The organism is Arthrobacter sp. UYEF3 (assembly GCF_040546245.1).
In the GTDB taxonomy this organism is placed as follows: domain Bacteria; phylum Actinomycetota; class Actinomycetes; order Actinomycetales; family Micrococcaceae; genus Arthrobacter.
In genome coordinates this window covers 22,470-45,005 of sequence record NZ_JBEPNK010000015.1, presented here as the reverse complement: position 1 = coordinate 45,005, position 22,536 = coordinate 22,470, and the positions used below count along the sequence as shown (strand labels likewise).

Genomic DNA, 22,536 nt, shown 5'->3' with positions numbered 1-22,536 from the left:
TGTCAGCTCACGCGCCGCCATCTCAAGCGTCCTGGCTGGACACGGCCGGCACGGCCACAGACATCACGCCGGCCCGTACCAGGAGGGGCAGCGGATCAAGGTGCAGGGTCCTGTCTTCCAGGCATGAACCGGCTTGGCGCACATCGAAATGCGCACGGCACCCGGGGCAGCGCAGCAGGCCGCCGCCCGCCGGTCCCGCGAGCGCACGCTGGAGTGTGGCGCCGGCCAGGGACCCCGTACAGCGCGGGCAGTGATCCCGGTACGCGTACAGGTCCTGCCCGGTCCGGCAGGCAAGCACCGGGTATCCGCCCACCAGGAAACCGGCCACCTCGCCCTGTTCCAGGCCGGCGATCTCCGGCACGGCCTGCCACGAGCCTGGGGCATGCTCCTGCCAGTGTCCCGCCTGGCCGGCGCCCGTGCCGCTTTCACCGCCGCCTGCACCGCCGCTTGCACCGCCGCCTGCACCGCCGCTGTCCGGATGGTTCAGCCGGACGAGCAGGGCGTCCACCGGGATCAAGGCCGGTGTGGCTGGATGCGATTCCTCCTCGGCGACTTCGATGGCGGTCACCTCCGGCGCCGCTGACTGGATGGCCTCCTCGACGGCGAATTTTAGCGTGACGGATGACGACGGGCAGCCCTGGCAGGTGCCGAGCAGTTTCAACCGCACGACGCCCTCGGGGCTGACGTCCAACAGCTCCACGTTGCCGCCGTGCGAGCCGAGGTAGGGCCGCACGCTGTCCAGCGCGGCGGCCACCCGGGTTTCCAGGTCCTGGGGGTGCAGCCCGTGGATCACCAGCAGGCTGGTAACCAGTTCGTCTGCGGTCAGCGCATCCAGCGTTGCCCGGTCGAGCTGACCGCGGTCATCCAGAATTGCCAGGATCCGGGCCAAACCGGAGCCGTACAGGTCCGTCACCTGGCGGACCAGTTCCTCCGCACGCCCGCGGGCCACCGCACCGCCGGCTCCGAGGGCGTCGAGGAGGCTTTCGATCCGGTCGCCGGCCTGCCGCGGCAGGTCCTCGCCAGGCATGGCTCCTACTCGCCGGTCAGGGACTGGGTAGGGGAGTGCAGCTTCTCGAGGGTCTGGCCGTTGCCCAGGTACATATGGACGCCGCACGGCAGGCACGGGTCAAAGCTGCGGACGGTGCGCATGATGTCGATGCCCTTGAAGTTCTCGCGGGTGTTCTCCTCGAAGATGGGCTGTCCCTGCACTGCGTCCTCATACGGGCCTGCGGTCCCGGACGAATCCGTGGGGCTCGCGTTCCAGGGGGTTGGCGGATAGGGATGGTAGTTGGCGATCTTGCCGTCGCGGATCACCATGTGGTGGGACAGGACGCCCCGCACCGCCTCGGTGAAGCCGCAACTGATGGCTTCGTCCGGAACTTCGAAGGATTCCCAGGTCTTGGTGCGGCCGGCCCGGATCTCCTCCAGGGCCTTTTCCGCGAAGTGCAGCGCCGCGGCCGCAGCGTAGGCCTGGAAGTAAGTCCGGGCCCGGTTGCGTTCGAGGGTGTTGCTCCACTGCGGAATGTTCCATTCGAAGGTGACGGGGCCCTTCAGCGCGGTCTTGGGCAGGTTGATCTGGACGCTCCGGCCGGTGGATTTGATGTAGCCGATGTCCACCAGTCCGGCGAGCGCCGTTGCCCAGAGGCGGGCCAGCGGGCCGCCGCCGGTGTCCAGCGCCAGATTGTCCTGGCCGTCAAACCAGCGCGGCGACATGACCCAGCTGTACTTTTCCGCGAGGTCCCGTTTTTGCGGCCGCGGATTGGTGTGCTGGTTCCAGGGATGCCGGCGGTCCACGGGATTGCCCACCGGATCATGGGTAACGAACATCTCCTGGTCTTCCCAGTCCTCGTAGTAGGAGGAGCCGAGCATGATCCGGATGCCCAGGTTGATCCTCACCAGATCGGTGGTGACCAGTTTGCCGTCCACCACCACCCCCGGCGTGACGAACATCTTCCGGCCCCACTCGGTCATATCCTTGTATTCGAAGTTGCAGTAGTCGGGATCCTGGAGCGAGCCCCAGCAGCCCAGCAGCGTGCGCCGCAACCCCACCTGCTCGTAACCGGGAAGCGCCTCGTAGAAGAAGTCGAAAAGGTCGTCATGCATCGGGACGACCTTTTTCATGAACTCCACGTAACGCATGAGGCGGGTGATGTAGTCGGTCATCAGCTGGATGGTGGCGACCGTGCCAACCCCGCCCGGGTAGAGCGTGGACGGGTGCACGTGCCGCCCCTCCATGAGGCAGAACATTTCGCGGGTTGCCCGGCTGACCTGCAGCGCCTCCCGGTAAAATTCGCCGGTGAAAGGATTCAGCGAGCGCATGATGTCGGCGATGGTCCGGTAGCCGTGCTCGCCCTCGTGCGGCGCCCGGGTGTTTTCCGCCTTGGCCAGGACGCCGGGGTTGGTCTCGGAGACCATCCTTTCGCAGTAGTCCACACCTACCAGGTTTTCCTGGAAGATGTTGTGGTCGAACATGTACTCGGCCGCTTCGCCCAGGTTCACTATCCACTCACCCAGGTTCGGCGGCTTCACACCGTAGGCCATGTTCTGCGCATAGCAGGAACAAGTGGCGTGGTTGTCGCCGCAGATCCCGCAGATGCGGCTGGTGATGAAGTGGGCGTCCCGGGGGTCCTTGCCCTTCATAAAGATGGAGTAGCCGCGGAAGATCGAGGACGTGCTCTTGCACTCCACCACCTGCTTGTTGGCGAAATCTATCTTGGTGTAGATGCCCAGGCTGCCGACGATCCGCGTGATCGGGTCCCACGCCATCTCCACCAGGTTGTCGTTGCCCGTTCCGCTTCCGGACGGCATTGGAATCGTTGAGGTCATCTGCTTCACCTGTCTGGAAGTTGGGCTTACCAGGTGCGCCGGGCACCGGTGAGGAGCTCAGTGCCGGGCCGGCGCCACTTGGGCTCCTGGTCCAGGGTGTGGGTGGTAATTCCACGCAATGCCCTGATGGCTGCGCCGTACGGGCGGATGGTGCTAGTTGAAAGCTTGCCGCCCGGCGGTTCATCCATGAAGGGCATGAACTTGTCCGGGAACCCCGGCATGGTGCAGCCGATGCAGATGCCGCCGACGTTCGGGCAACCGCCGATGCCGTTCATCCAGCCGCGCTTGGGCACGTTGCACTTGACCACCGGGCCCCAGCATCCGAGTTTGACGATGCATTTCGGGGACCCGTACTCGGTAGCGAAGTCACCCTGTTCGTAGTATCCGGCGCGGTCACATCCCTCGTGGACGGTCTTGCCGAAAAGCCAGGTGGGCCGAAGGGCATCGTCCAGCGGAATCATTGGAGCCTGGCCGGTGGCCTGATAGAGCAGGTAGGTCATTGTTTCGGAGAGGTTGTCCGGCTGGATGGGGCAGCCCGGGACGCACACGATGGGGATCCCCGCCTTCGATTTCCAGTCGTAGCCGAGGTAATCCGGCACTCCCATCGCCCCCGTGGGGTTTCCAGCCATTGCGTGGATGCCGCCGTAGGTGGCGCAAGTCCCGGCGGCAATGATGGCGGTGGCTTTGGGAGCCAGACGATCCAGCCATTCGCTGGTGGTGATGGGCTGGCCGGTCTCGAGGTCGTTCCCGAACCCGCACCAGTAGCCGCCGGGGTCATGGAGTTTCTCGTTCGGGATGGACCCCTCCACCACCAGGACGAACGGCTCAAGTTCGCCGCGGTCCGCCTTGCGGAACCACTCGAGGAAATCGTCGGCCCCTTCTTGCGGGCCGCACTCAAAGTCGATCAGTGGCCAATGCATGGCAATGCGCGGCAGGCCGGGCAACGCGCCGAGGGCGATTTCCTCGACACTGGGCTGGGTGGCCGCGGTCAGGGCCACGGAATCGCCGTCGCAACTGAGCCCCGCGTTGATCCACAAGACGTGGATGAGGGCTTCTTCGGCCTTCAGAGAAGTTTCAGTAGGCATCATTGCCTCTTTCGGAGGCCCTTACGGGCTCAGTGTGTCCGTCAAAGATTCAGTCAAAGTGGATGACCGGGAACTGGTTCCGTCGAGCCAGTCGTACCAGCCGGTGAGGCCATCGCCGGTGGTGGCCGACAGGACCAGGAAATCGGTGCGCGGATTGATCTGCCGGGCCCTTTGCTGGAACCGGGCGACGTCGAACTCAACGTAGGGGAGCAGGTCCGACTTGTTGATCACCACCAGATCCGCTGCCCTGAACATGTGCGGGTATTTCTGCGGTTTATCATCACCTTCCGTTACGGAAACGACGACTACTTTGGCCGCTTCGCCAAGGTCAAACAGCGCCGGGCAGACCAGGTTGCCCACGTTTTCGATGAACACCGTGGATCCGGTCTCCGGGTCGAGCGCGTCCAGCCCGCGCCTGAGCATGTCCGCATCCAGATGGCACCCCGCTCCGGTGTTGATCTGGATGGCGGGCCGTCCCACTGCGCGGATGCGCTCGGCGTCGAGGGAGGTCTCCTGGTCGCCCTCGATGACGGCGGCCCGTAGCCGTTCGCCCAGGTCCGCGAGGGTGCGGACCAGGAGCGTGGTCTTGCCCGCGCCGGGGGAACTCATGACGTTCAGCGCACGGATTCCCCGGCCTTCCAGCCATCCCCGGTTCCTCGCCGCGAGCAGTTCGTTCTTCTGAAGCAGGCTCTGCTCGAGCGGAATGGTTTCACGATGGTGCTCGTGCTCGTGCTCGTGCGGGTGGTCGTGGGGATGGTCGTGGTCGTGACGATGCGGGTGCTCCGGGGGCAGGGCGCTTGTTGGGTCCTGAAGCATGGAGACCCTGATGTTCGTCTCGTCACCGCATCCGCACGTTGTACACACGGGCTAGGCCACCTCCACCGACATCAGCATGAGTTCGCGGCCACTGAGAACTTCGACGTCGGCGCTCCCGCAGGGGCACAACAGGATCAGATCGGTGAGCTCGAATTCGTCGCGGCAACTTCTGCAGCGGGCCACGCCCCGCGGTTCATCGATCAGCAGCCGCGCACCTGCCAGCGGGGTGCCCGCCGAGGCGACGTCAAAACAGAAGCGCATGGCATCCGGAAGGACACCCGAAAGCGGTCCCACCCGCACGTTGACCGCCGTGACTTTCCGCTCGCCGATTCGGTCGAGGACGGTTTCGATGAGGCTCTGGGTAATGGAGAGTTCGTGCATGGCGGCACCCCTTTCTGCCAAGATAGGCGTGAGCCGGATAAAAAACAACCACCCGATGTGACCCGGGCGTATACTGCGGCTAACGCGGCCAAGCCAACACGGCAGTCGGACCGCAAGTGGAACCCGAGGCTGGATCATGGAGCAACCGGAGGTTACGCGCCCGGGCCGGATCCGCGGCGCGCGCAGTGCCCTTTCGGACCGGGAGTGGGCCTCGGTCGGTGGGATGGCCGTGTGCGTTGCTTCGCTTCACGTCCTTGGCTGGGGCGTCCTGGCGGCGGTGGCGGACCCGCGCAACCTGCCCGTCGGTTCGGTGGGCGTTTTCGGGGTCGGTCTGGGGGTGGCCGCGTACACGCTGGGTCTGCGTCACGCGTTCGATGCCGACCACATTGCCGCGATCGACAACATCACGCGCAAACTTCGCGCCGAGGGCAAACGCAGCATGTCCGTGGGTTTTTGGTTCTCGTTGGGCCACTCCAGCATCGTGTTCGGCCTCTGCGCGCTGCTGGCGGCCGGCGTCCGCAGCCTGGCAGACCGGGCGGTGGACGGGGCATCGGAACTCCATTCTTTCTTAGGTCTTGTGGGCACGATCGTCTCCGGACTTTTCTTGGTGTGCATTGGCGTCCTGAACCTGATTGTCCTGCGGGGCATCGTCACGTCCGTTGTGCGAATGCGGAAAAGTGAAGGCGGCGGCGAGGACTTGGCCGCGCAGGCGCCGCCGCAGGGTCTGATGTACCGGATGTTCGGACGGGTGACCCGCCTGGTGACCCGCCCCTGGCACGTGTACGGCGTGGGATTGCTGTTCGGCCTGGGCTTTGACACCGCCACCGAGGTCAGCCTCCTGATATTGGCAGGGGGTGCAGCGGCATCCGCACTGCCCTGGTACGCAATCATGACGCTGCCGATTATCTTCGCCGCGGGGATGAGCCTGCTCGATTCCCTGGACGGTTGCCTGATGAACTTCGCTTACGGCTGGGCTGTTTCCCGGCCCGTCCGCCGGATTTACTACAACATTGTCATCACCGGGCTGTCGGTGGCCGTCGCGCTCGGGATCGGCTCGGTGGAGCTGATCTCCATCCTCGTGGAACGCGCCGGGATCAGCACAGGCCCGTTGTCCGCCGTCGGCCGTATTGACCTGGGTTCCGTGGGCTACACAATCGTCGGCCTGTTCCTCGGCACCTGGGTGCTGGCTCTGGGGGTGTGGAAGTTCGGTCGCATCGAGGAACGGTGGTCGGTCCGGACCGGCAACCCGGATGCAGGCAGCGGAAGTTGAGCAGGGCGGCCGGCGGCAGCTGATGCATTTAGGCTTGAGCCTATGCCGTCGTTCCAGACCAGACTCAAGATCACCGGGCTGAAGCCGGGCAACCAGCCGGAAGCCGTGATGGCCGCTGCCGTGGAGGCCCTCGAGACGCGTCACCATGTGGAGTCCAACCAGTTGGAGCTCGCCGGCGGCGTGCCGCAACTGAACTTGCGCTTCCTGGTGGACGCCACCGCCTACTCTGCCGAGAACAACCAGGCGCTGACGTCTGCCGCCATGATGCGCGACGCCGTCGAACGCGTCGCGGTGACCGGGAACCTGACCGTGCTGCGCCGCAACGGCGGCCGCTGGGCGCCCATTTAGAAGTCCAGTTCCTCGTCCGGATCGTCCACGGGGGAGGGGCTGCCGCGGCGGCGGGTGACGATGACGCCGACGACGGCGCCGATCGCCAGGCCGAGGACGACGCCGATCAACGAGCTCGCCCAGAACGGCAGCCGGGTGGCCGAGCCCGTGACGTACCCCAGGCCCACGGACCAGGCCGCCCACAGTGCGCCGCCCAGGGCTGCGCAGAAGCTAAACCCGCGGGTGGACACGTTGGCGATCCCTGCCGCGGCCGTGGCGGCCAGCCGGCCGCCGGGGATGAAGCGGATCCCGATGATGGCACCGTAGGTGGAGGACCGGCCGGCCTTGGCGATGGCCAGGTGCACCCCGCTGTGGAATCTCCGGCCCCAGCTCCACCGGTCCAGCACATGGCTGAGGCGTCGCTTGAACAGCTGGAAGACCATGAGGTCGCCGAGCCAGGACGCCAGGGCGGCGAGGACGGCCACCAGGAACACGTTGGCGCGGCCGTCGGCCGACAGCGCGCCGCCGGTGATGACCAGCATTTCGGAGGGGACCGGGGGGAAGATGGCGTCGGCGATGACCGCAGGGACGATCCAGAAGTAGATCGCGGATCCCCAGGTGTCCGCATTGGCCAGGTCCATGGGCACAAGTTACCCCATCTGAGGCGATGCCGGCCGCCGGGCCGGCACGCGCTACGCTAACGGGCTACGGAAAGCTCAAGCCTGCTGCGGTACTCCACCGGCTGGCCTGAGATGGGGTCCACGAAGCGGATGCCGCGGGCCAGGAGCTGGAGCGGCTTGGCATAGTCGTCCGGCGCCTTGTCCAGCAGCTCGGGATAAAACGCGTCGTTCACAATCCCGAGACCCAGCGAGGCCATGTGCACGCGGAGCTGGTGTGTCTTCCCGGAATGCGGCTCCAGCCGGTACAACGCGCGGCGGGGCGCGGCGCCGTCAGCCGCGCAGCCCAAGGTGCGCAGCCGCTCGATCCGGGTCTCGGCGTTCGGTTCGCCCTCAATGACCTCGGCGAGCAGGTAGCTGCGGGACTTGGTCATCCGGTTCCGCACCACCACGGGGAAGTCGACGGCGGGGTACCCCGGGGCGGGCTCCGCCGCGGACACGCACTCGTACTCCTTCCGGACCTGGCGTTTCTCGAAAAGCACCTGGTACTTGCCGCGCGTCGCGGGGTTCGTGGAAAGGAGCAAGATGCCGGCCGTCATGCGGTCCAGCCGGTGCATCGGGATCAGGTCCGGCAACCGGAGCTGATTCCGGAGCCGCACCAGGGCCGATTCCTGGATATAGGTGCCGCCGGGGGTGGTGGGCAGGAAGTGCGGTTTGTCGACCACCAGGAGGTGCTCGTCCTGGTGCAGGATATTCAGTTCCACCGGGAGCCGAATCTCCGGCGGCAGCGAGCGGTAGTACCAGATGAAGGTGTGGCGCTGCAGCGGGGTGGTGCGGTCCAGCGGGATGCCGGCCTCGCCCACGATCTCGCCGGCGTCGAAGCGGTCCTCGATGCCCTGCGGGTCGATGTGGCCCCAGCGGTGCATCATGTAGTCCATCGCGGTGTCCCATGGCCCCTCGTCCGGAAGCCGGAGGCGGGTGGCGTTCACGCCGTCGCGCACGGGCAGGGGGGATTGCATCACCGCCCCATTCTACTTGGCGGCCCCGATGCCCGCCCGCGAGGCCGCCCCGAGCAAGGCCGCCCCGAGCGAGGCTGCCCCGCGTCCACGTCCCGCCCGCCGTTTCGACGGTTCCGTGCCCGGTCGAGGATTCCAAGCGTCGAATCGGCAGGGAACCGTCGAAACGGCCCGAAACGAAACGAAACGGCACGGCCCGGGTGCGGAGCGGCCGATCAGGCGATGGCAGCGGCAGGCTGGGCCGGAAGGCTCCGGCGCAGCTGCGGAGCGCCGTCCAGCCGCGCTTGTGCCGCGCGCAGGGCGAGGACCGCGGTCTCGAGCTGCTCCGGCGGCAGGGTGAACGGCAGTCGCAGGTACTGCTCGAAGGCGCCGCCGACGCCGAACCGGGGCCCCGCGGCGAGCCGGATGCCGAAATCGGGGGCGAGCACCGCAAGGGCGGTGCTGACCGGGGCCGGAAGCCGGCACCAGACGGACAGGCCGCCGGCGGGCCGTTCCGGCTCCCAGCCCGGGAGGTGACCGTGGACCAAATCCAGCAGGGTGCTCCGGTTCTCGCGGAGCGTTGCGAGCCGCGCGGGGAGCGGCTCTGCCAGGTCGTTGACGAGGTGCACCGCGGCGAGCTGCTCCACCACCGGACCGCCGAGGTCCAGGGTGCTGCGGGCCGCAGCGAATCGCTGGATCAGAGGCTCGCTGGCCCGGATCCAGCCGGTCCGCAGCCCCGCCCAGTGCGACTTGCTGAGCGACCCGATCGACACGACGGCGCCGCTGAACGCGGCCAGCGGAGTGGAACAGGCGCCGTCGAGGTCCAGCTCCCGCAACGTCTCGTCCACCACCAACACGGTGCCCGCCGCCGCGGCCGCCGCTACCAGGCGGCGCCGCTGTGAATCCGGCATCAACCGGCCGGTCGGGTTATGGAAGTCCGGCACCACGTACGCCATCGCGGGCCGCTGCTGTAACAGCACCGACTCCATGGCCGCGAGATCCCAACCGCCAGGACCGCCGACGTCAAGATCCCAGCCCGCCGCACCGCCGCGGGGTGCCGCGGGCATGGCCACCGTCACCGGCCGGCAGCCTGCGGCCCGGATGGCGTCGAGCGCGTTCGGGTAGCTCGGATGCTCCACGAGCACCTTGCCTGGCCGGCCGGCGAGGGTCCGCAATACGATGGTCAGGGCGTGCTGCGCGCCGGAGGTGACCAGGATCTGCCCCGCGTTGGTCGGCACCCCGGCTGCGGTGTAGCGGGCCGCGATCGCCGCCCGAAGCGCCCCCACGCCGAGGGCGTCGTAGCCGAAACCGGGCAGCAGCGCCGGCAACTCCGTCAGCGCGGCGGCAAACGCCCGGTGTACCACTTCGCCGCTCGCGGGCAGCGAGGCATAAGCCAGGTCGAGGATCCCGTCCGGAACCGCCAGCCCGGGAGCCCCGCTGAGCCGCGGGCCGTCGTCGGTCCCGCCGGCATGGGCTAGGCCGCGGCTGGGGATGCGGCTGCGGCTCCTGCTGCCCTGGCCCCCGCTCAGGAAGTCCTGTTCGCGGAGCAGGGCGTAGGCGGCGGTTACGGTGGTGCGGCTGATGTTAAGGGCCACGGCCAGCGACCGCTCGCTGGGCAGCGCGACATCGAGGGCGAGGCGGCCGTCGAGGATAAGCAGGCGCACGACGTCGGCCAATTCGCGGTAGGCGGGCGCCGTGCCGACGTTCCAGGCGCCAAGCAGGCGGGTTAGCGAGCTGGGATTCAGGGACCCGGGCATAAAGCCAGTATTTCAAACTGGCTATGGATTGCAAGGCCAGTTTTCGGGGAAGATGAGGTCATGATGACGCGCAGACTCCTCCAGCTGCTAATCGGCCTTGCCCTGTACGGGCTGTCGCTGGCCATGTTCATCCGCGCCAGTCTCGGGACCGCGCCGTGGGATGTCCTTCATCAGGGTCTGGCGGGCAGGACCGGGCTAAGCCTTGGCACAGTGCTGATCGGGGTCAGCTTCCTGGTGCTCCTGCTCTGGATTCCGCTGCGGCAGTGGCCCGGGATCGGCACCCTCTGCAACGCCGTGCTCGTGGGAGTGTTTGCCGACGTCGGACTGGCGCTGATCCCGCAGTTCTCGCACCTGGGCAGCCAGATCGCACTCCTGGTCGCAGCTGTCCTACTCAACGCGGTGGCCTCGGCCTTATACATCGGCGCCCGCCTCGGACCCGGGGCGCGGGACGGGCTGATGACCGGGCTGGCACTGCGCACCGGGTGGACGGTACGGCGGGCGCGGACCGGGATCGAGGTGGTGGTGCTGGCGGCCGGCTGGCTGCTGGGCGGCTCGGTGGGCGTCGGGACCGTGCTCTACGCACTGGCGATCGGCCCGCTGGTGCAGCTCCTGCTGCCGCGGTTCACCGTGCCGGAGCCGAAGCGGCCCGAGTCCCCGGCGGTAGCAGCCGATCCGTCCATCGCCGCATCCTAGGACTCTGACCCGCGCTGCAGGCTCCGCGCCGCATCCTGGATCCGGAGATCTACCTCCCGGATGGTGGCTGGCATTTCGGACAGTAGTAGATGTCCCGCTCCTCGGCGCCGGTGTCCTTGGCAAGGACCCCCCGGCGGATGGGGGTGCCGCATTTGAGGCAGGGCTGGTGCTCGCGCCGGTAAACCCAGTACGCCGGCCGCCCCGCGGTCCTGCCCACCGGGAGCCCGCGCGCGTTCAGCACCGTGATCCGGCGGCCCGGACCGAGGTTGGCGGTCAGCAGGACCTTCGCGTCGGTGATCATCGCCGCCAGGTCGGGAACCGCCGAAACCGGCGACGCGGGGTGGACGCCGGACAGGAAGCACGCCTCGCAGCGGTAGATATTGCCGATGCCGGCCAGGTTGCGCTGGTCCAGCAGGGCGACGCCGATCGGCACCCCGGGCGCCGCGAGCAGGCGGCGTTCGGCTTCGGCCGTGTCCCAGTCCGGGCCGAGCAGGTCCGGGCCGAGGTGGCCCACTACGGCGCGCTCCTCGGCGGTAGGGATCACTTCCAGCAACCCCAGGGAGAACCCGACGGCGTCCGCGGATGCCGTACGCAGCACGCAGCGGGCTGTGAAGCCGGGCTTGCGCCAGCGCCCGCCCGGCGGATAGACCTGCCAGGTCCCCTCCATCTTCAAGTGCGAGTGGATGGTCAGCCTGTCCTTCGGCGCCGGGCCCGCCAACCGCATTAACAGGTGCTTGCCGCGGGGAACCACCTCCTGGACGGTCCAGCCGCCCAGTTTGAGGGTGGCGAAGCGGGGCACCCGGAAGTCCGAGGCGAGCAACTCTTGGCCGGCCAGCGCGGCGTGCAGTTGCGCGGCGGCGCGGAAGACGGAATCGCCCTCAGGCACGGATCCTCAATCCTTTCGGCGTGGAGTAGGCGCCTGCGTGGGCCAGGGCTGCGGCGACCGGCGTGTCCAGGATGCCGTGGCCGTTGACCTTTTCCATGATCAGCTTGTCGACCGCGCCGCGCGCCACCACACCCACCAGGGCGGCGCCGGCAGCGGCCAGGATCCCGGCGTCGGTGCTGAACGCCAGCAGAGTCTTGCCGCCGCGTTCCACATACAGGATGAGCGCGCCGTCGACCAACACCACGAGGGCGCCCGCTTTCCGGCCGGGGCGGTGGCCGGTGCCGGCCTCCACGTCCAGGGCCGGCCACGCCAGCGCGGCGCCGTAGGGGTTGGCCGGGTCGGTCGCGGCGAGGGCCAGGGCGACGGGCTCAGGCTGGTGCACCTGGGCGTCCTCGACGTAGGACCGCAGCCGGTCCACCGTGGCGGGCACCGCGAACTGGGCCGCGCCGAGGTGTTCGATGAAATAGCCGCGCCGGCAGCGTCCGGCCTCCTCGAGCCGGGCCAGCACCTTGTACATGAGGCCGAAGCCGCCCAGGATGTTTTCCGCCATGACCGACCCCCGGGTGACCACGCCGTACCGGTCCAACAGGAGCTCCGCCGTGGCGCGGGCGTGGATGGTGGGATCGAGTTCGGCGGCGGGCAGCGCGGACCACCGCCCCGCGGCCAGCGGAGGCGTGGGAGCGGTGCCGGTCCCGGAGCCGTAGCGGCCGCCGGTGAGCCCGGGCGATCCGAGCAGCCCGGTTCCGTGGGCGCGGCCCAACCGGCTGAGCCGGGGCGCACGGGCCCGCGGCGCGCGGCCGACTTGCCGGTGCGCCGTGTGGCCGCCGGCAATGAGGGCCCGGACCGGGGCGAAGGTGTCGCCGGTGACCCGGCCCGCCCAGGCCAGGTCCCAGAGCGCGGACACGACGTCCCGGTCGCTGAGCACCGAGTCCATGCCGCCGGCGATCTCGGTCAGTTGCCGGAAGAAGTAGCCGCCGCCGTTGTTCTGCAGATGGTCCAGGAGCCGCTGCTGCGCGTCGCCGGGCACGAAGTCCAGGTCGGGGTTTAGCGTCAGCTCGGCGGAGTCGGCGAGGTGCAGGCTCACCCAGCCGTCGTTGCCGGGCAGCGAGCCGGCCCCGGACCAGAGGACCTCGCCGGCGGCCATCAGCTCGTCGAGCATCGCCGGCTGGTAGTTGGACACGCGGCCGGCCAGCACCAGCGGTTCCCAGGCCGATGCCGGGATCGGTAAGCCGGAAAGCTGGTCAACGGCGGTTATGATGCCGTCCAGCCCGCGCAGCGCCGACTGCCCGCGGCCGCCGGGGGTGCGCACGTTCTGCCAGGCCGGCAGGAACCGCCCGTACGCGGAACCGTCTACGGGCTCGACCTCGGCGCGCAGCGCGGCCAGCGAACGACGGCGCAGCTTGCGGAGCACCTCGGCGTCGCACCATTCGCTGGAACCGGCCAGAGGCGGAAGGAGAGGGGGCGTAGCCGTCGCGCCATCGGCTTCGCCCGCTGCTGTTGACGCATCCTCCGGCGGGGCAACGTGGGGCCGGAACTCGCCCTCGACGGCGCGACCGTCCGCGGCCAACCGCTTCAACGCCGTGCCGACGACGGCGACGCCGAGTCCCAGCCGGGCGGCGGCCTCGGCGGCGGTGAAGGGCCCATGGGTCCGGGCGTAGCGCGAGACCAGGTCGCCCAGCGGGTCCGCGACGGGTTCGATGAACGCCAGCGGCACGCCCATCGGCAGCGGGACGCCGAGGGCGTCGCGCAACCTGGCGGCGTCCTCCACCGCGGCGAAGCGCTCGACGCCGCCGATGTTGACCTTGATCGCCCGGTTGGCCCGCTGCAACAGGGCCAGGTGGGCCGTGGCCTCGCCGGGATCGGCGCTGAGGGCAACGGCTTCGACCGGCGGGGTTTCGGTCTGGAGCCGGGCGCCGACTTCGTCCGGGGTGAGCGGGCCCAATAGCCGGAGCAGGTCGGCCACCCCCTCGAGCCCGCGCATTTTCCGGTCCGGCGCGAGGCGCTGCAGTTCACGTTCGGTGGCCTCGATGACCTTCGCGTCGAGCAGTTCGCGCAGCTCCACCCGGCCCAGCAGCTCGTTGAGCAGGGTCGAGTCCAGCGCCAGCGCGGCGGCCCGGCGTTCGGCCAGCGGCGAATCACCTTCGTAAAGGAACTGCGCGACGTAGCCGAACAGCAGGGACTTGGCAAAGGGTGAGGGCTGCTGCGTGGTGGTCTGCAGGATCCGCAGCTCGCGCCGCTCGATCGAGGCGGCGATGTCCTTCAGTGCCGGAAGATCGTAGACATCCTGCAGGCACTCGCGCACGGTTTCGAGCACGATCGGGAACGTCGGATACTTCCGGGCGACGTCCAGCAACTGGGCCGAGCGCTGACGCTGCTGCCACAGCGGTTGGCGTTTCCCGGGGGTCTGCCGGGGCAGGAGCAGGGCCCGGGCGGCGCACTCCCGGAAGCGGGAGGCGAACAGTGCGCTGCCGCCGACCTCCGCGGTCACAATCTGTTCGAGCTCCGCGGGCTCAAACAGGAACAGCTCGGCTCCGGGCGGCTCGTCCTCCATCATTGGCACGCGCAGCACAATGCCGTCGTCGGCGGCCATCGCGGAGCCGTCCATCCCGTACCGCTGGTGCAGCCGCTGGCCGACGGCCAGAGCCCACGGCGCGTGCACCGGCATGCCGAAGGGGCTGTGCAGCACCACCCGCCAGTCACCGAGCTCGTCATGGAACCGTTCCACCACGAGCGTCGTGTCGCTGGGAACCACTTCGGTGGCGAGCTTCTGTTCGGCGAGGTACTGGATCAGGTTGTTGGCGGCGAAATCGTCGAGGCCGCTGGCCTTGCAGCGCTCGGCGGCCGGTCCGACGTCGGACGCCGAGAGTTCGCGCATGAACGCGCCGAGTGCGCGGCCCAGGTCCACCGGACGGCCCAGCGAGTCGCCCTTCCAGAACGGGAGCTTGCCGGGCTGGCCGAACGCGGGGGACACCAGGACGCGGTCGTGTGTGATGTCCTCGATCTTCCAGCTGGTAGCGCCGAGGGCGAAGACGTCGCCGACACGGGATTCGTACACCATTTCCTCGTCGAGTTCGCCGACCCGTCGGCCGCCCTTGGCGGTCGACGCCCGGCCCGCGGCCTTGCCGTCGCCGTCCCCGGTGCCACCGGACCCGGAACCACCGGATGCGGAACCAGCGGAAGAGCCGGTGCCCTCCACCTCGGTGCCGATGATGAACACCCCGAACAACCCGCGGTCCGGGATGGTGCCGCCGGAGGTGACGGCCAGCCGCTGTGCGCCGGGGCGCCCCTCGATGGTGCCGGCGTTGCGGTCCCAGATAATCCGGGGCCGCAGTTCGGCGAATTCGTCCGAGGGGTACCGCCCGGCCAGCAGGTCCAGGGTCGCCTCGAACGCGGAGCGGGGGAGCGAGGCGAAGGGAGCGGAACGGCGTACCGTGGCGAACCATTCCTCCACGTCGATGGCCTCGAGCGCGGTTGCGGCGACGGTCTGCTGGGCGAGGATGTCCAGCGGGTTGGCCGGGACGCTGAGCCGCTCAATCTTGCCGTCCAGCATCCGTTCGACGGTGATCGCCGTGTGCACCAGGTCCGCCCGGTGCTTCGGGAAGAGCACGCCTTGGGAGATCTCCCCGACCTGGTGGCCGGCGCGGCCCACCCGCTGCAGCCCGCTGGCCACCGAGGGCGGCGACTCGACCTGCACCACGAGGTCCACGGCGCCCATGTCGATGCCCAGCTCCAGCGAGGAGGTGGCCACGACGCAGCGCAGCCGGCCGGACTTCAGGTCGTCCTCGATCAGGGCGCGTTGGTCTTTGGAGACGGATCCGTGGTGCGCCCGGGCCAGCAGGGGGTCGGCGCCGGCGGTGCTGCCGGCCTGGGCCATCAGGTGCGCCGGTGCGCCCGTCGTCGCTAAGGCGCCACCGGGGTCGGCAGCCGTGCCGCCGGACTCCTCCCAGCCTCCGCCCTCCGCTACCAGCTGCCGTTCGGCGTAGATCTCGTTGAGCCGGGCGGTGAGCCGTTCGGCCAGCCGGCGGGAGTTCGCGAAGACGATCGTCGACTGGTTGGCCAGCACCAGGTCGACGATTTTCTCCTCGACATGCGGCCAGATGGACGCGTGCGGCTGCAGACCCGAGGCGGGCCCCGAATCGAAGGCCCCCGCAGCGCCCTGAAGATCGGACATATCCTCCACCGGCACGGAAACTGTCAGGTCCCAGGTTTTTTTCGACGGAGGCGCCACGATCTCCACGGGCGCGGACCCGGCCAGGAACTGCGCCACGAGTTCCTTCGGCTCCACCGTGGCCGAGAGCCCGATCCGCTGGGCCGGCTTGGGCAGCAGGGCATCGAGGCGCTCCAGCGAGACGGCCAGGTGCGCGCCACGCTTGGTGCCGGCGACGGCGTGGACCTCGTCCACGATGATCGTGTCCACCTCGTCCAGGGTCTCCCGCGCCTTGGAGGTGAGCATCAGGAACAGGGATTCCGGCGTGGTGATCAGAATGTCCGGCGGGTGGCTCAGCAGCGAACGACGGTCCGCCGCCGTCGTGTCCCCGGAGCGGACGCCCACGCTGATCAACGGAGCGGGCAGGTTCAGGCGCCTGGCGGTCTGGGTGATGCCGATCAGCGGGGCCCGGAGGTTGCGTTCGACGTCGACGCCCAGCGCCTTGAGCGGGGAGATGTACAGGACGCGGGTTTTCCGCTTCGGCGCCTTGCTCCGGACGGCTTTGCCGGATGCGGCAGCCTGGCCGGGCAGCACCTCGGGCTCCGACGGGCCCGAGACCAGGAGCCGGTCCAGGGCCCATAGGAAGGCGGCCAGGGTCTTGCCGGAGCCGGTGGGGGCCACCACGAGGGCGTGCGCACCGGAGGAAATGGCGTTCCAAGCGCCGTTCTGCGCAGGGGTGGGTGCGGAAAAGGCGCCCTGGAACCACTCCCGGGTCGGCCGGCTGAACCGGTCCGTGGCCTGGGCCGCAAGTGTGCCGCCGGCGCGCTCCTGCCCCTTCATTCCTCCATCATGCCTTAAGGCGCCGACAGTTCCTGTCGGTGCCTTAAGGCATGCGGGTTAGACCGCCGCGAAGGCCCCGATGGTCAGCAGATTGATGCCCGGCTGGGTGCAGGCGTCCTTGGGGTCGGCGAGGAACAGCGACGCCGTGTCCTCCGGCGGGTAGACCCGGAAGCCCGCCGCCGCGGTGCGGGCGCAGTCCTGGTAGTTGCCGGCCTGCGTGTAGCGCAGGGTCGCACTTCCGGCCTTACCGGGGGCCAGCAGCACGTCCGCGACCGGCGTGGAATCGTCGCGCGTGGCCGCGGCACCGATCGGATCTCCAGCGGCGCCGGCCGTGAGGGACACCCCGGCGAAACCCTTCAGCAGGCACGGTTCGGCGCCGGTGTTCGTGAGGATCAGCTTCATGTAGACACTGCCGGCCGCTCCGCCGCCGGTCGAGTCGAGGGCGGCGGCGAGGTTGGCGGCCTTGCACAGGACAGGCCCGGCCGCGGCCGCGGACGAGGGGGGAGCGCCGGCTGACGCCGTCTGGGTGGGGCTGGCGGAACCGGACGGGGTCGCCGGGGCCGACGACGGGGCCGACGACGGCGACGACGGCGACGACGGCGACGGCGACGGCGACGTGGGCGACGCGGCGGTCGCGGCGCTCTGGCTGGGACCGCAGCCGCTGAGCAGAAGCGCAGCCGCCGCGGCCGCCGTCACCGAAGTAATTACCAGTCTGTGTTTCATCTGCTGAGGCCTCATGGCTCAACCTTTATGTTCCGCGGTTGGCTTAGTCAACGACGCAACGACGGCGGACCCGGATTGATGCCCGGATTGTAATTTCCGGGCATCAATTGCGGGCTACTTGGCGGGAGCGGACTTGCGGCTTCGGAGCAGCGCGAGGCCGCCCAGGATAAGGCCGCCTACGCCGGCGACCAGGCCCGCCCAGCTGCGGGCCTGGCCGCCGTCGTCGTTCGCCGCGGACGCCTGCGCCGTGCCCGACGCCGTGTCCGCGGCCGTTCCCAAAACAGCGGCCGCGTGGGCGCCGTGTACGTCCGTGCCGGCAACGGCCTCCGTCACCATGACGGACGGCGCCGGGGACTGCAGCGAATGTGCGTCCTGCCCCGCGGCCGGAATCTGCGACCAGTCGACCTGGCCGGCTTCACACGTCTGCAGGGTCGGGAAGTACAGGGTCTTGCCCGCCGCATCCGGCAGCTTGACCGAAAGCACCAACACATCGCGGAACTCCGGGCTCAGCGGCGCCTTGGCGGTGTAGACGATCTGGCTGGTCCGCTTGGTGATAGCGGAGCCGTCGGCCAGCTTCTTCGGCTCGGGGAACTGCTCCGTGACCTTGGCCGCGGTCCAGTTGGGGTTCACGGTGGGCTGCGCATCGTTGAGCTCAGACGGCAGCGTGATGGTCAGCTTTGTGGTGCTGGATTGCTCGCAGCCGTGCGGGATGGCGAAGGTCAGCAGGGCGGACGAGTTGGCGGAGGTTTTGTCCGGCGACACACCGACGTGCGCGGAGGCACCGCTGAGGCCGGCAAGCATCAGGGCGGCGGTGCCGGCGGCGACGGCGGCGGCGGACAGGGCGCGGTGGAGGGTGGATTTGTGCTGGGTGATGGTCACAACGAGTGCCTTTCAGGCGTGCACGCGGCTTTGAGGCGGCGCGCGGAAACGGGGGAGACGCGGCAGAGCTGCCCTCCGCTGTGCCCAATGGGCAGTGTTGTCTTGGGCTTCCGGCCGCGGCCGGAAGAAAGGTTAGGAAGGGACGACGGCGGCGGGCGGCCCGCGGCGGCAATCGCGCCGGAGGTTGCGCCAGGGCAGCGGCAAGGGAGCGGCGGACCTCGGCAGGAGCACACGCGCACGGACAGGACGCGGCGGCGCCGCGGCCGGGAGCTGGACCAGCGGGCGAAGCCACGCGGCGAGCTGCCAGAGCGCGTCCTCGCCCCCGGCCAAGAGCACGGCACACACGAGCGTTGCCAGCGCGTGGCCGGCAAACATCGCCACCCCGAGGGCGGAATCCAGCTCGTGCAGCCGGAGATGGTCCGCCGGGACGGCAATCGGGATCAGGCCCGTGTGGTGCGCCGGAGCGGCTACTCCGCCGGTAGGGCTCACGGTCACGCCGAAAGCGGAGAACGCCTCGTGCAGCACCACTTGCCCGGCTCCGAGCAGCCCGGTCATCGCGGCAAGGTTCAGTTTCAGCCGGGTGGCCGCGGTGGAAACCAGGCCGGAGAGGGCCAGGAACGCGAGCAGGATGGCGGGGGCGGGAAGCCGGCCGCCGGCCACAACATGGGCGGCCGCCGCCAGGGTCACGATCGTCGTGGCGACCATGGCCGAACGGAGCGAATGGAAAGGATTCCGGGCGTGGCCGGTGCGCACGGAACACTCCTTTCGGCAGCGGCGGTGATCGTGGGGCCCGCCGGCCGTGGACGGCGGCGGGCTGTCCCCCGATTATACCGGGGCCTTCCCGTCCCCCCCGCGGAAACGACGTCGCCGGGGTCCTAGCTCATCTTGTGGCGCAGGAATTGATTTACCCGGCGGAAAAACTCCTGGGGATCCGCTGCGGGCCCTTGGGGCAGTTCGCGGGCCGGATCATCCAGCGGAGCAAGACCTTGGTTCACTGCTGCCTTGGACGCCCGCAGGGACGCCTGCGACATTGCGCTCCACCGCCCGGTCAGCTCTGCCACTTCCCCGGGGGCGCCTCCGGCGGGCACAACCGTGCTCACCAGCCCGATCGTCAGGGCCTCCGTGGCGGTGAGCAGCCTTCCGCCGTAGAGAAGATCCTTGCTCCGGGACGGACCGATACGCAACGACAAACGGTTGGCGAAGGTCGGCGGAATGAGCATGCCCAGCCGGGCGATGGGCATGCCGATCTGCGCCGATGCATCGAGGACCTGAAGATCACACGCCAGGGCCAGCTGGCAGCCGGCACCCGCGGCGATGCCCTGGACCAGGGCCACCGTGGGAGCGGGGATGGCCTCGACGGCCTGCAATGCCCCCTCGATAGCAGCAAAGGCGTCGGAAACATCAGCGCCTGTGGCGTCCTGCCACTCCCGCAGGTCTGAGCCCGAGCAGAAGGTGTCCCCGTTGCCGCGGATGATGACCGCCCGGACTGACGGATCCGCCGCCAGGTCGCGTGCCGAGATTTCAAGCGCACGCCATTGGAGGGAGCTGAGCGCATTGAAGCGTTCACCGCTGCCCACCTCCAGGACGGCGACCCGTCCGGTTGCGGTTGCGGGCGGAAGGTCAAGTCTTTGCTCCGCGGCGGTCGTCACTGGACCGCCCCGTTCATGTGCAACGCCCGGATCCGGTCCGCATTGAATCCCAGCTCGCCGAGTATTTCGTCCGTTTCCTGGCCCAGCATTGGCGGGGCCGTCCGGACGGACGGTGGCGTCCTCGTCAGCCGGACGGGGCAGCCCACCACTTTCATGGGGCCCGCGGTCGGGTGCACGAGCTCGGAGACCATATTCCGGGCAAGGACCTGCGGATCACGCAAGGCCTGGTCCACGGTCTGGATCGGCCCCACCGGGACGCCCGCCGCATCCAGGACAGCCACCCATTCGGCGGTGGTCCGGGTGCGCATGACCTGCTCCAGAAGCGGAATCAGCGTTTCCCGCCAGGCCACCCGGGACGGGTTGCTGGCAAAGCGTTCGTCCTCGGCCAGGTCCTGGCGGCCGATGGCGGCGGCGTACTTTCGCCAGAGGCTGTCATTTCCGACTGCCACCATGACGAATCCGTCCGCGGTGGGGAAGGCCTGGTAAGGGGCGATGGTCGGGTGGGCCGATCCGTAGCGCTTGGGGATTTCCCCGCTGGCAAAGTAGCCGCTCGACACGTATGTCAGCCACGAAACTGAGCCGTCCAGCAGGCTGATGTCGACCCACTGGCCGGCCCCGGTCCGCTGTTTCTCGTGAAGGGCCGCGAGGATGCCGATCGTGGCCCACATGCCGGCCACCAGATCGGCGCTGCTCACGCCCACCCTCACCGGAGGGCCGTCCGCTTCGCCGGTGACACTCATGATGCCGCTGCGGGCCTGGGCGATGGCGTCGTACCCGGCCCGCTCGGCGTCGGGGCCGGTCTGGCCGTAGCCGCTGATCGAGGCGTAGACGAGTCCGGGGTTCTCCCGCGCCAGGTCTTCGTACCCCACTCCTAGCCGGGCGGCCGTTCCCGGCCTGAAGTTCTCGACGACGACGTCAGCCCGGCGCGCGAGGTCCTGGACGATCTGCAGGCCCTCCGCCGTCTTGAGGTCCACTGCGAGGCTGCGCTTGTTCCGGTTGACCGACAGGAAGTACGCGGCCTCATCGCCCTGGAACGGTGGCCCCCACTGCCGGGTGTCGTCACCGGTCCCGGGCTGTTCAACCTTGATGACATCGGCACCGAGATCGGCAAGGGTCATGGTAGCGAAGGGGCCGGAGAGGATGCGCGTAAGGTCCAGTACCAGCAGATCACCCAGCGCTGTGCCGGGACCGGCCGCGCTGGCGGACACATCAGTTGCACATAAGTTGCCGGCTTGGAACGAGTCATCGATCACTTCTGTGCTGTGAAAGGTCATGCCATCTCCGCCACGGGCGCCGACGTGGTGTCAGCGAGCGACTTGGAGAGTTTCGGAAGGAAGATCAACGCGAGCATGCTGACGGCACAGCAGATGATGATGTACACGGAGATCGCAGTGGAGTTTCCGGTGGCCTGCAGCAGGGCAGCCGCGATGAGCGGGGCAGGGCCGCCGGCGATGACGCTGGCCAGCTGATAGCCCATGCCTGCCCCGGTATAGCGGATATCGGCGTCGAAACTCTCAGCGATCAGGGCTGCCTGTGGCCCGTACTGAATATCGTGGAGCATCAGGCTGAGGATGATGGCGAGCCCCACGAGCAGCGCGTTGCCGGTGTTGAGCAGGCCGAAGTAGGGGAAGGCGAAGGCGGCGGTCAGGACAATGCCGATGCCGTAGACGCGGCGTCGGCCGAACCTGTCCGAGAGCGTGCCGAAAAGCGGGATGCTGATCAGGCCCAACGCGGCGGCGATGAGGGTGTCGTCCAGGATCGAGTTGCTGTTGAGCTTGAGCTGTTTGACTGCGTAGGTGAGGACGAAGGTGATGAAGAGGTAGAACGGCGCCTGCTCCGAGGTACGGACCAGGGCTGTCAGCAGGACCTGCTTGGGCTGGCGCTTGAAGACCTCGATCAGGGGGTTCTTGACCACCTTGTTGGCCTTGCGGACAGCCTCGAATTCCGGGCTTTCGACGACGCGCATCCGGACGAAGAGGCCAACACCGATCAGCAGGATGCTGAGGATGAACGGGATCCGCCAGCCATAGGCGGCGAAACCTTCGGTGCCGGTCATGCCGGAGGTGATGCGGACGACACCGGTGGAGAGGACCAGCCCGAGCGGCACTCCCATCTGCGGCCAGCTGGCGGAGAGTCCGCGGCGCTTCTGCTGGCCCCACTCCATGCTCAGCAGGACCGAGCCGCCCCACTCGCCGCCGACGCCGATCCCCTGGATGATGCGCAGCAGCACGAGAAGGATCGGCGCTGCGATGCCGATGCTTTGGTAGGTCGGCAAAAATCCGATCAGCACGGTACCGAAAGCCATCAGGAACAGCGTCGCCATAAGGGTCGTCTTGCGGCCGATCCGGTCACCGAAATGCCCGAAGATGGCCGCCCCGACAGGGCGGGCTACGAAGCCGACGAACTGGGTGGCGAACGCCGCCAGGACGCCAGCGAAGGCGTTCTGGCCGGGAAAGAACAGCTGCGGGAACACCAGCGCCGCGGCCGTGCCATAGAGGAAAAAGTCGTACCACTCGATCGTGGTACCGACGACGCTTGCGATCGTGGCACGCCGTACGGCCTGCGCGCGGGTTACTTCCTGGACTTTCATCATCACTCCATTGTTATGACGGGGGTGGGCGTGCTGCCCGGGTTGGATTCGTTTA

20 protein-coding genes are annotated in these 22,536 nt (G+C 68.7%); 4 read left to right on the top strand and 16 right to left on the bottom strand.

What is annotated here, in order from left to right; translation table 11 throughout:
* Positions 1–22: 22 nt before the first annotated feature.
* The 5 genes from ABIB14_RS11900 to ABIB14_RS11880 are packed head-to-tail and all read right to left on the bottom strand — an operon-like array spanning position 23 to position 5,108.
* Positions 23–1,027 (bottom strand): NifU family protein, encoded by a 1,005-nt coding sequence (locus ABIB14_RS11900; protein ID WP_354236084.1) that lies wholly within the window; start codon positions 1,025–1,027, stop codon positions 23–25.
* A 5-nt stretch (positions 1,028–1,032) separates the two neighbouring features.
* Positions 1,033–2,826, bottom strand: coding sequence for a nickel-dependent hydrogenase large subunit (locus ABIB14_RS11895; protein ID WP_354236083.1), 1,794 nt, complete (start codon positions 2,824–2,826; stop codon positions 1,033–1,035).
* A 26-nt stretch (positions 2,827–2,852) separates the two neighbouring features.
* Complete coding sequence (locus ABIB14_RS11890) at positions 2,853–3,911, bottom strand: NADH-quinone oxidoreductase subunit B family protein (protein WP_354236082.1); 1,059 nt, start codon at positions 3,909–3,911, stop codon at positions 2,853–2,855.
* Positions 3,912–3,932: 21 nt separating this feature from the next.
* Positions 3,933–4,775 carry a hydrogenase nickel incorporation protein HypB gene (gene hypB / locus ABIB14_RS11885; RefSeq protein WP_502909654.1) on the bottom strand — a complete coding sequence of 281 codons (843 nt, stop codon included), beginning with the start codon at positions 4,773–4,775 and terminating at the stop codon, positions 3,933–3,935.
* A gap of 3 nt (positions 4,776–4,778) precedes the next feature.
* Positions 4,779–5,108 (bottom strand): hydrogenase maturation nickel metallochaperone HypA/HybF, encoded by a 330-nt coding sequence (locus tag ABIB14_RS11880; RefSeq protein ID WP_354236080.1) that lies wholly within the window; start codon positions 5,106–5,108, stop codon positions 4,779–4,781.
* Between the two features lie 136 nt (positions 5,109–5,244).
* Here ABIB14_RS11880 and nicT point away from each other — a divergent pair, with 136 nt between their 5' ends.
* Together nicT and ABIB14_RS11870 are read left to right on the top strand one after the other, a co-directional pair.
* On the top strand, positions 5,245–6,378 hold the full coding sequence (nicT, locus tag ABIB14_RS11875; protein ID WP_354236079.1) for a Nickel transporter NicT: 1,134 nt from the start codon (positions 5,245–5,247) through the stop codon (positions 6,376–6,378).
* Between the two features lie 42 nt (positions 6,379–6,420).
* Positions 6,421–6,726: a hypothetical protein gene (locus ABIB14_RS11870; RefSeq protein WP_354236078.1), complete on the top strand. Its 306-nt coding sequence runs from the start codon at positions 6,421–6,423 to the stop codon at positions 6,724–6,726.
* Here ABIB14_RS11870 and ABIB14_RS11865 read toward each other — a convergent pair.
* The 3 genes from ABIB14_RS11865 to yczR all read right to left on the bottom strand — a co-directional run bounded on the left by ABIB14_RS11865 (position 6,723) and on the right by yczR (position 10,074).
* Positions 6,723–7,346, bottom strand: a complete 624-nt coding sequence (locus ABIB14_RS11865; RefSeq protein ID WP_354236077.1) for a DedA family protein — start codon at positions 7,344–7,346, stop codon at positions 6,723–6,725. The two genes, ABIB14_RS11870 and ABIB14_RS11865, sit on opposite strands and share 4 nt — an antisense overlap.
* A gap of 56 nt (positions 7,347–7,402) precedes the next feature.
* Entirely contained in the window at positions 7,403–8,341 is a 939-nt protein-coding gene (locus ABIB14_RS11860; protein ID WP_354236132.1) for an RluA family pseudouridine synthase, read from the bottom strand.
* Between the two features lie 212 nt (positions 8,342–8,553).
* Positions 8,554–10,074, bottom strand: a complete 1,521-nt coding sequence (gene yczR, locus ABIB14_RS11855; RefSeq protein ID WP_354236076.1) for a MocR-like transcription factor YczR — start codon at positions 10,072–10,074, stop codon at positions 8,554–8,556.
* A gap of 60 nt (positions 10,075–10,134) precedes the next feature.
* On the opposite strand from yczR, the gene yczE reads away from it, so the two are divergent.
* Entirely contained in the window at positions 10,135–10,767 is a 633-nt protein-coding gene (yczE, locus tag ABIB14_RS11850) for a membrane protein YczE (protein WP_354236075.1), read from the top strand.
* A 49-nt stretch (positions 10,768–10,816) separates the two neighbouring features.
* Here yczE and ABIB14_RS11845 read toward each other — a convergent pair whose 3' ends face one another.
* Genes ABIB14_RS11845 through ABIB14_RS11835 form a run of 3 tightly spaced genes read right to left on the bottom strand, consistent with a single transcriptional unit; the run spans position 10,817 to position 17,111 of the window.
* On the bottom strand, positions 10,817–11,653 hold the full coding sequence (locus ABIB14_RS11845; protein WP_354236074.1) for a DNA-formamidopyrimidine glycosylase family protein: 837 nt from the start codon (positions 11,651–11,653) through the stop codon (positions 10,817–10,819).
* Positions 11,646–16,640, bottom strand: coding sequence for a DNA glycosylase AlkZ-like family protein (locus tag ABIB14_RS11840; protein WP_354236073.1), 4,995 nt, complete (start codon positions 16,638–16,640; stop codon positions 11,646–11,648). The genes ABIB14_RS11845 and ABIB14_RS11840 overlap by 8 nt, the downstream gene beginning before the upstream one ends.
* Positions 16,641–16,697: 57 nt before the next feature.
* A complete protein-coding gene (locus ABIB14_RS11835; protein ID WP_354236131.1) occupies positions 16,698–17,111 on the bottom strand; it encodes a DUF4232 domain-containing protein in 414 nt (137 codons plus the stop codon).
* On the opposite strand from ABIB14_RS11835, the gene ABIB14_RS11830 reads away from it, so the two are divergent.
* Positions 17,104–17,370: a hypothetical protein gene (locus ABIB14_RS11830; RefSeq protein ID WP_354236134.1), complete on the top strand. Its 267-nt coding sequence runs from the start codon at positions 17,104–17,106 to the stop codon at positions 17,368–17,370. The two genes, ABIB14_RS11835 and ABIB14_RS11830, sit on opposite strands and share 8 nt — an antisense overlap.
* A 107-nt stretch (positions 17,371–17,477) precedes the next feature.
* Here the strand turns inward: ABIB14_RS11830 and ABIB14_RS11825 are convergent, their stop codons facing one another.
* The 5 genes from ABIB14_RS11825 to ABIB14_RS11805 form a co-directional block, all read right to left on the bottom strand.
* On the bottom strand, positions 17,478–18,164 hold the full coding sequence (locus ABIB14_RS11825; RefSeq protein WP_354236130.1) for a YcnI family copper-binding membrane protein: 687 nt from the start codon (positions 18,162–18,164) through the stop codon (positions 17,478–17,480).
* A 210-nt stretch (positions 18,165–18,374) separates the two neighbouring features.
* Entirely contained in the window at positions 18,375–18,995 is a 621-nt protein-coding gene (locus ABIB14_RS11820; RefSeq protein WP_354236072.1) for a hypothetical protein, read from the bottom strand.
* Positions 18,996–19,117: 122 nt separating this feature from the next.
* The gene (locus ABIB14_RS11815) at positions 19,118–19,891 is read right to left on the bottom strand and encodes an enoyl-CoA hydratase/isomerase family protein (protein WP_354236071.1); all 774 of its coding nucleotides are present in this window, start codon (positions 19,889–19,891) and stop codon (positions 19,118–19,120) included.
* A complete protein-coding gene (locus ABIB14_RS11810) occupies positions 19,888–21,165 on the bottom strand; it encodes a CaiB/BaiF CoA transferase family protein (protein WP_354236070.1) in 1,278 nt (425 codons plus the stop codon). Before ABIB14_RS11810 ends, ABIB14_RS11815 begins: the two co-directional genes overlap by 4 nt.
* Positions 21,162–22,484: an MFS transporter gene (locus tag ABIB14_RS11805; protein ID WP_354236069.1), complete on the bottom strand. Its 1,323-nt coding sequence runs from the start codon at positions 22,482–22,484 to the stop codon at positions 21,162–21,164. The genes ABIB14_RS11810 and ABIB14_RS11805 overlap by 4 nt, the downstream gene beginning before the upstream one ends.
* Between the last annotated feature and the right edge of the window lie 52 nt (positions 22,485–22,536).

Bases quoted from the DNA above. Each gene is read 5' to 3' on its own strand.
- ABIB14_RS11900 (WP_354236084.1), bottom strand. From the start codon at position 1,027: ATGCCTGGCGAGGACCTGCCGCGGCAGGCCGGCGACCGGATCGAAAGC.
- ABIB14_RS11895 (WP_354236083.1), bottom strand. From the start codon at position 2,826: ATGACCTCAACGATTCCAATGCCGTCCGGAAGCGGAACGGGCAACGAC.
- ABIB14_RS11890 (WP_354236082.1), bottom strand. From the start codon at position 3,911: ATGCCTACTGAAACTTCTCTGAAGGCCGAAGAAGCCCTCATCCACGTC.
- ABIB14_RS11880 (WP_354236080.1), bottom strand. From the start codon at position 5,108: ATGCACGAACTCTCCATTACCCAGAGCCTCATCGAAACCGTCCTCGAC.
- nicT (WP_354236079.1), top strand. From the start codon at position 5,245: ATGGAGCAACCGGAGGTTACGCGCCCGGGCCGGATCCGCGGCGCGCGC.
- ABIB14_RS11870 (WP_354236078.1), top strand. From the start codon at position 6,421: ATGCCGTCGTTCCAGACCAGACTCAAGATCACCGGGCTGAAGCCGGGC.
- ABIB14_RS11865 (WP_354236077.1), bottom strand. From the start codon at position 7,346: ATGGACCTGGCCAATGCGGACACCTGGGGATCCGCGATCTACTTCTGG.
- ABIB14_RS11860 (WP_354236132.1), bottom strand. From the start codon at position 8,341: ATGCAATCCCCCCTGCCCGTGCGCGACGGCGTGAACGCCACCCGCCTC.
- yczR (WP_354236076.1), bottom strand. From the start codon at position 10,074: ATGCCCGGGTCCCTGAATCCCAGCTCGCTAACCCGCCTGCTTGGCGCC.
- yczE (WP_354236075.1), top strand. From the start codon at position 10,135: ATGATGACGCGCAGACTCCTCCAGCTGCTAATCGGCCTTGCCCTGTAC.
- ABIB14_RS11840 (WP_354236073.1), bottom strand. From the start codon at position 16,640: ATGAAGGGGCAGGAGCGCGCCGGCGGCACACTTGCGGCCCAGGCCACG.
- ABIB14_RS11825 (WP_354236130.1), bottom strand. From the start codon at position 18,164: ATGCTTGCCGGCCTCAGCGGTGCCTCCGCGCACGTCGGTGTGTCGCCG.
- ABIB14_RS11810 (WP_354236070.1), bottom strand. From the start codon at position 21,165: ATGACCTTTCACAGCACAGAAGTGATCGATGACTCGTTCCAAGCCGGC.
- ABIB14_RS11805 (WP_354236069.1), bottom strand. From the start codon at position 22,484: ATGATGAAAGTCCAGGAAGTAACCCGCGCGCAGGCCGTACGGCGTGCC.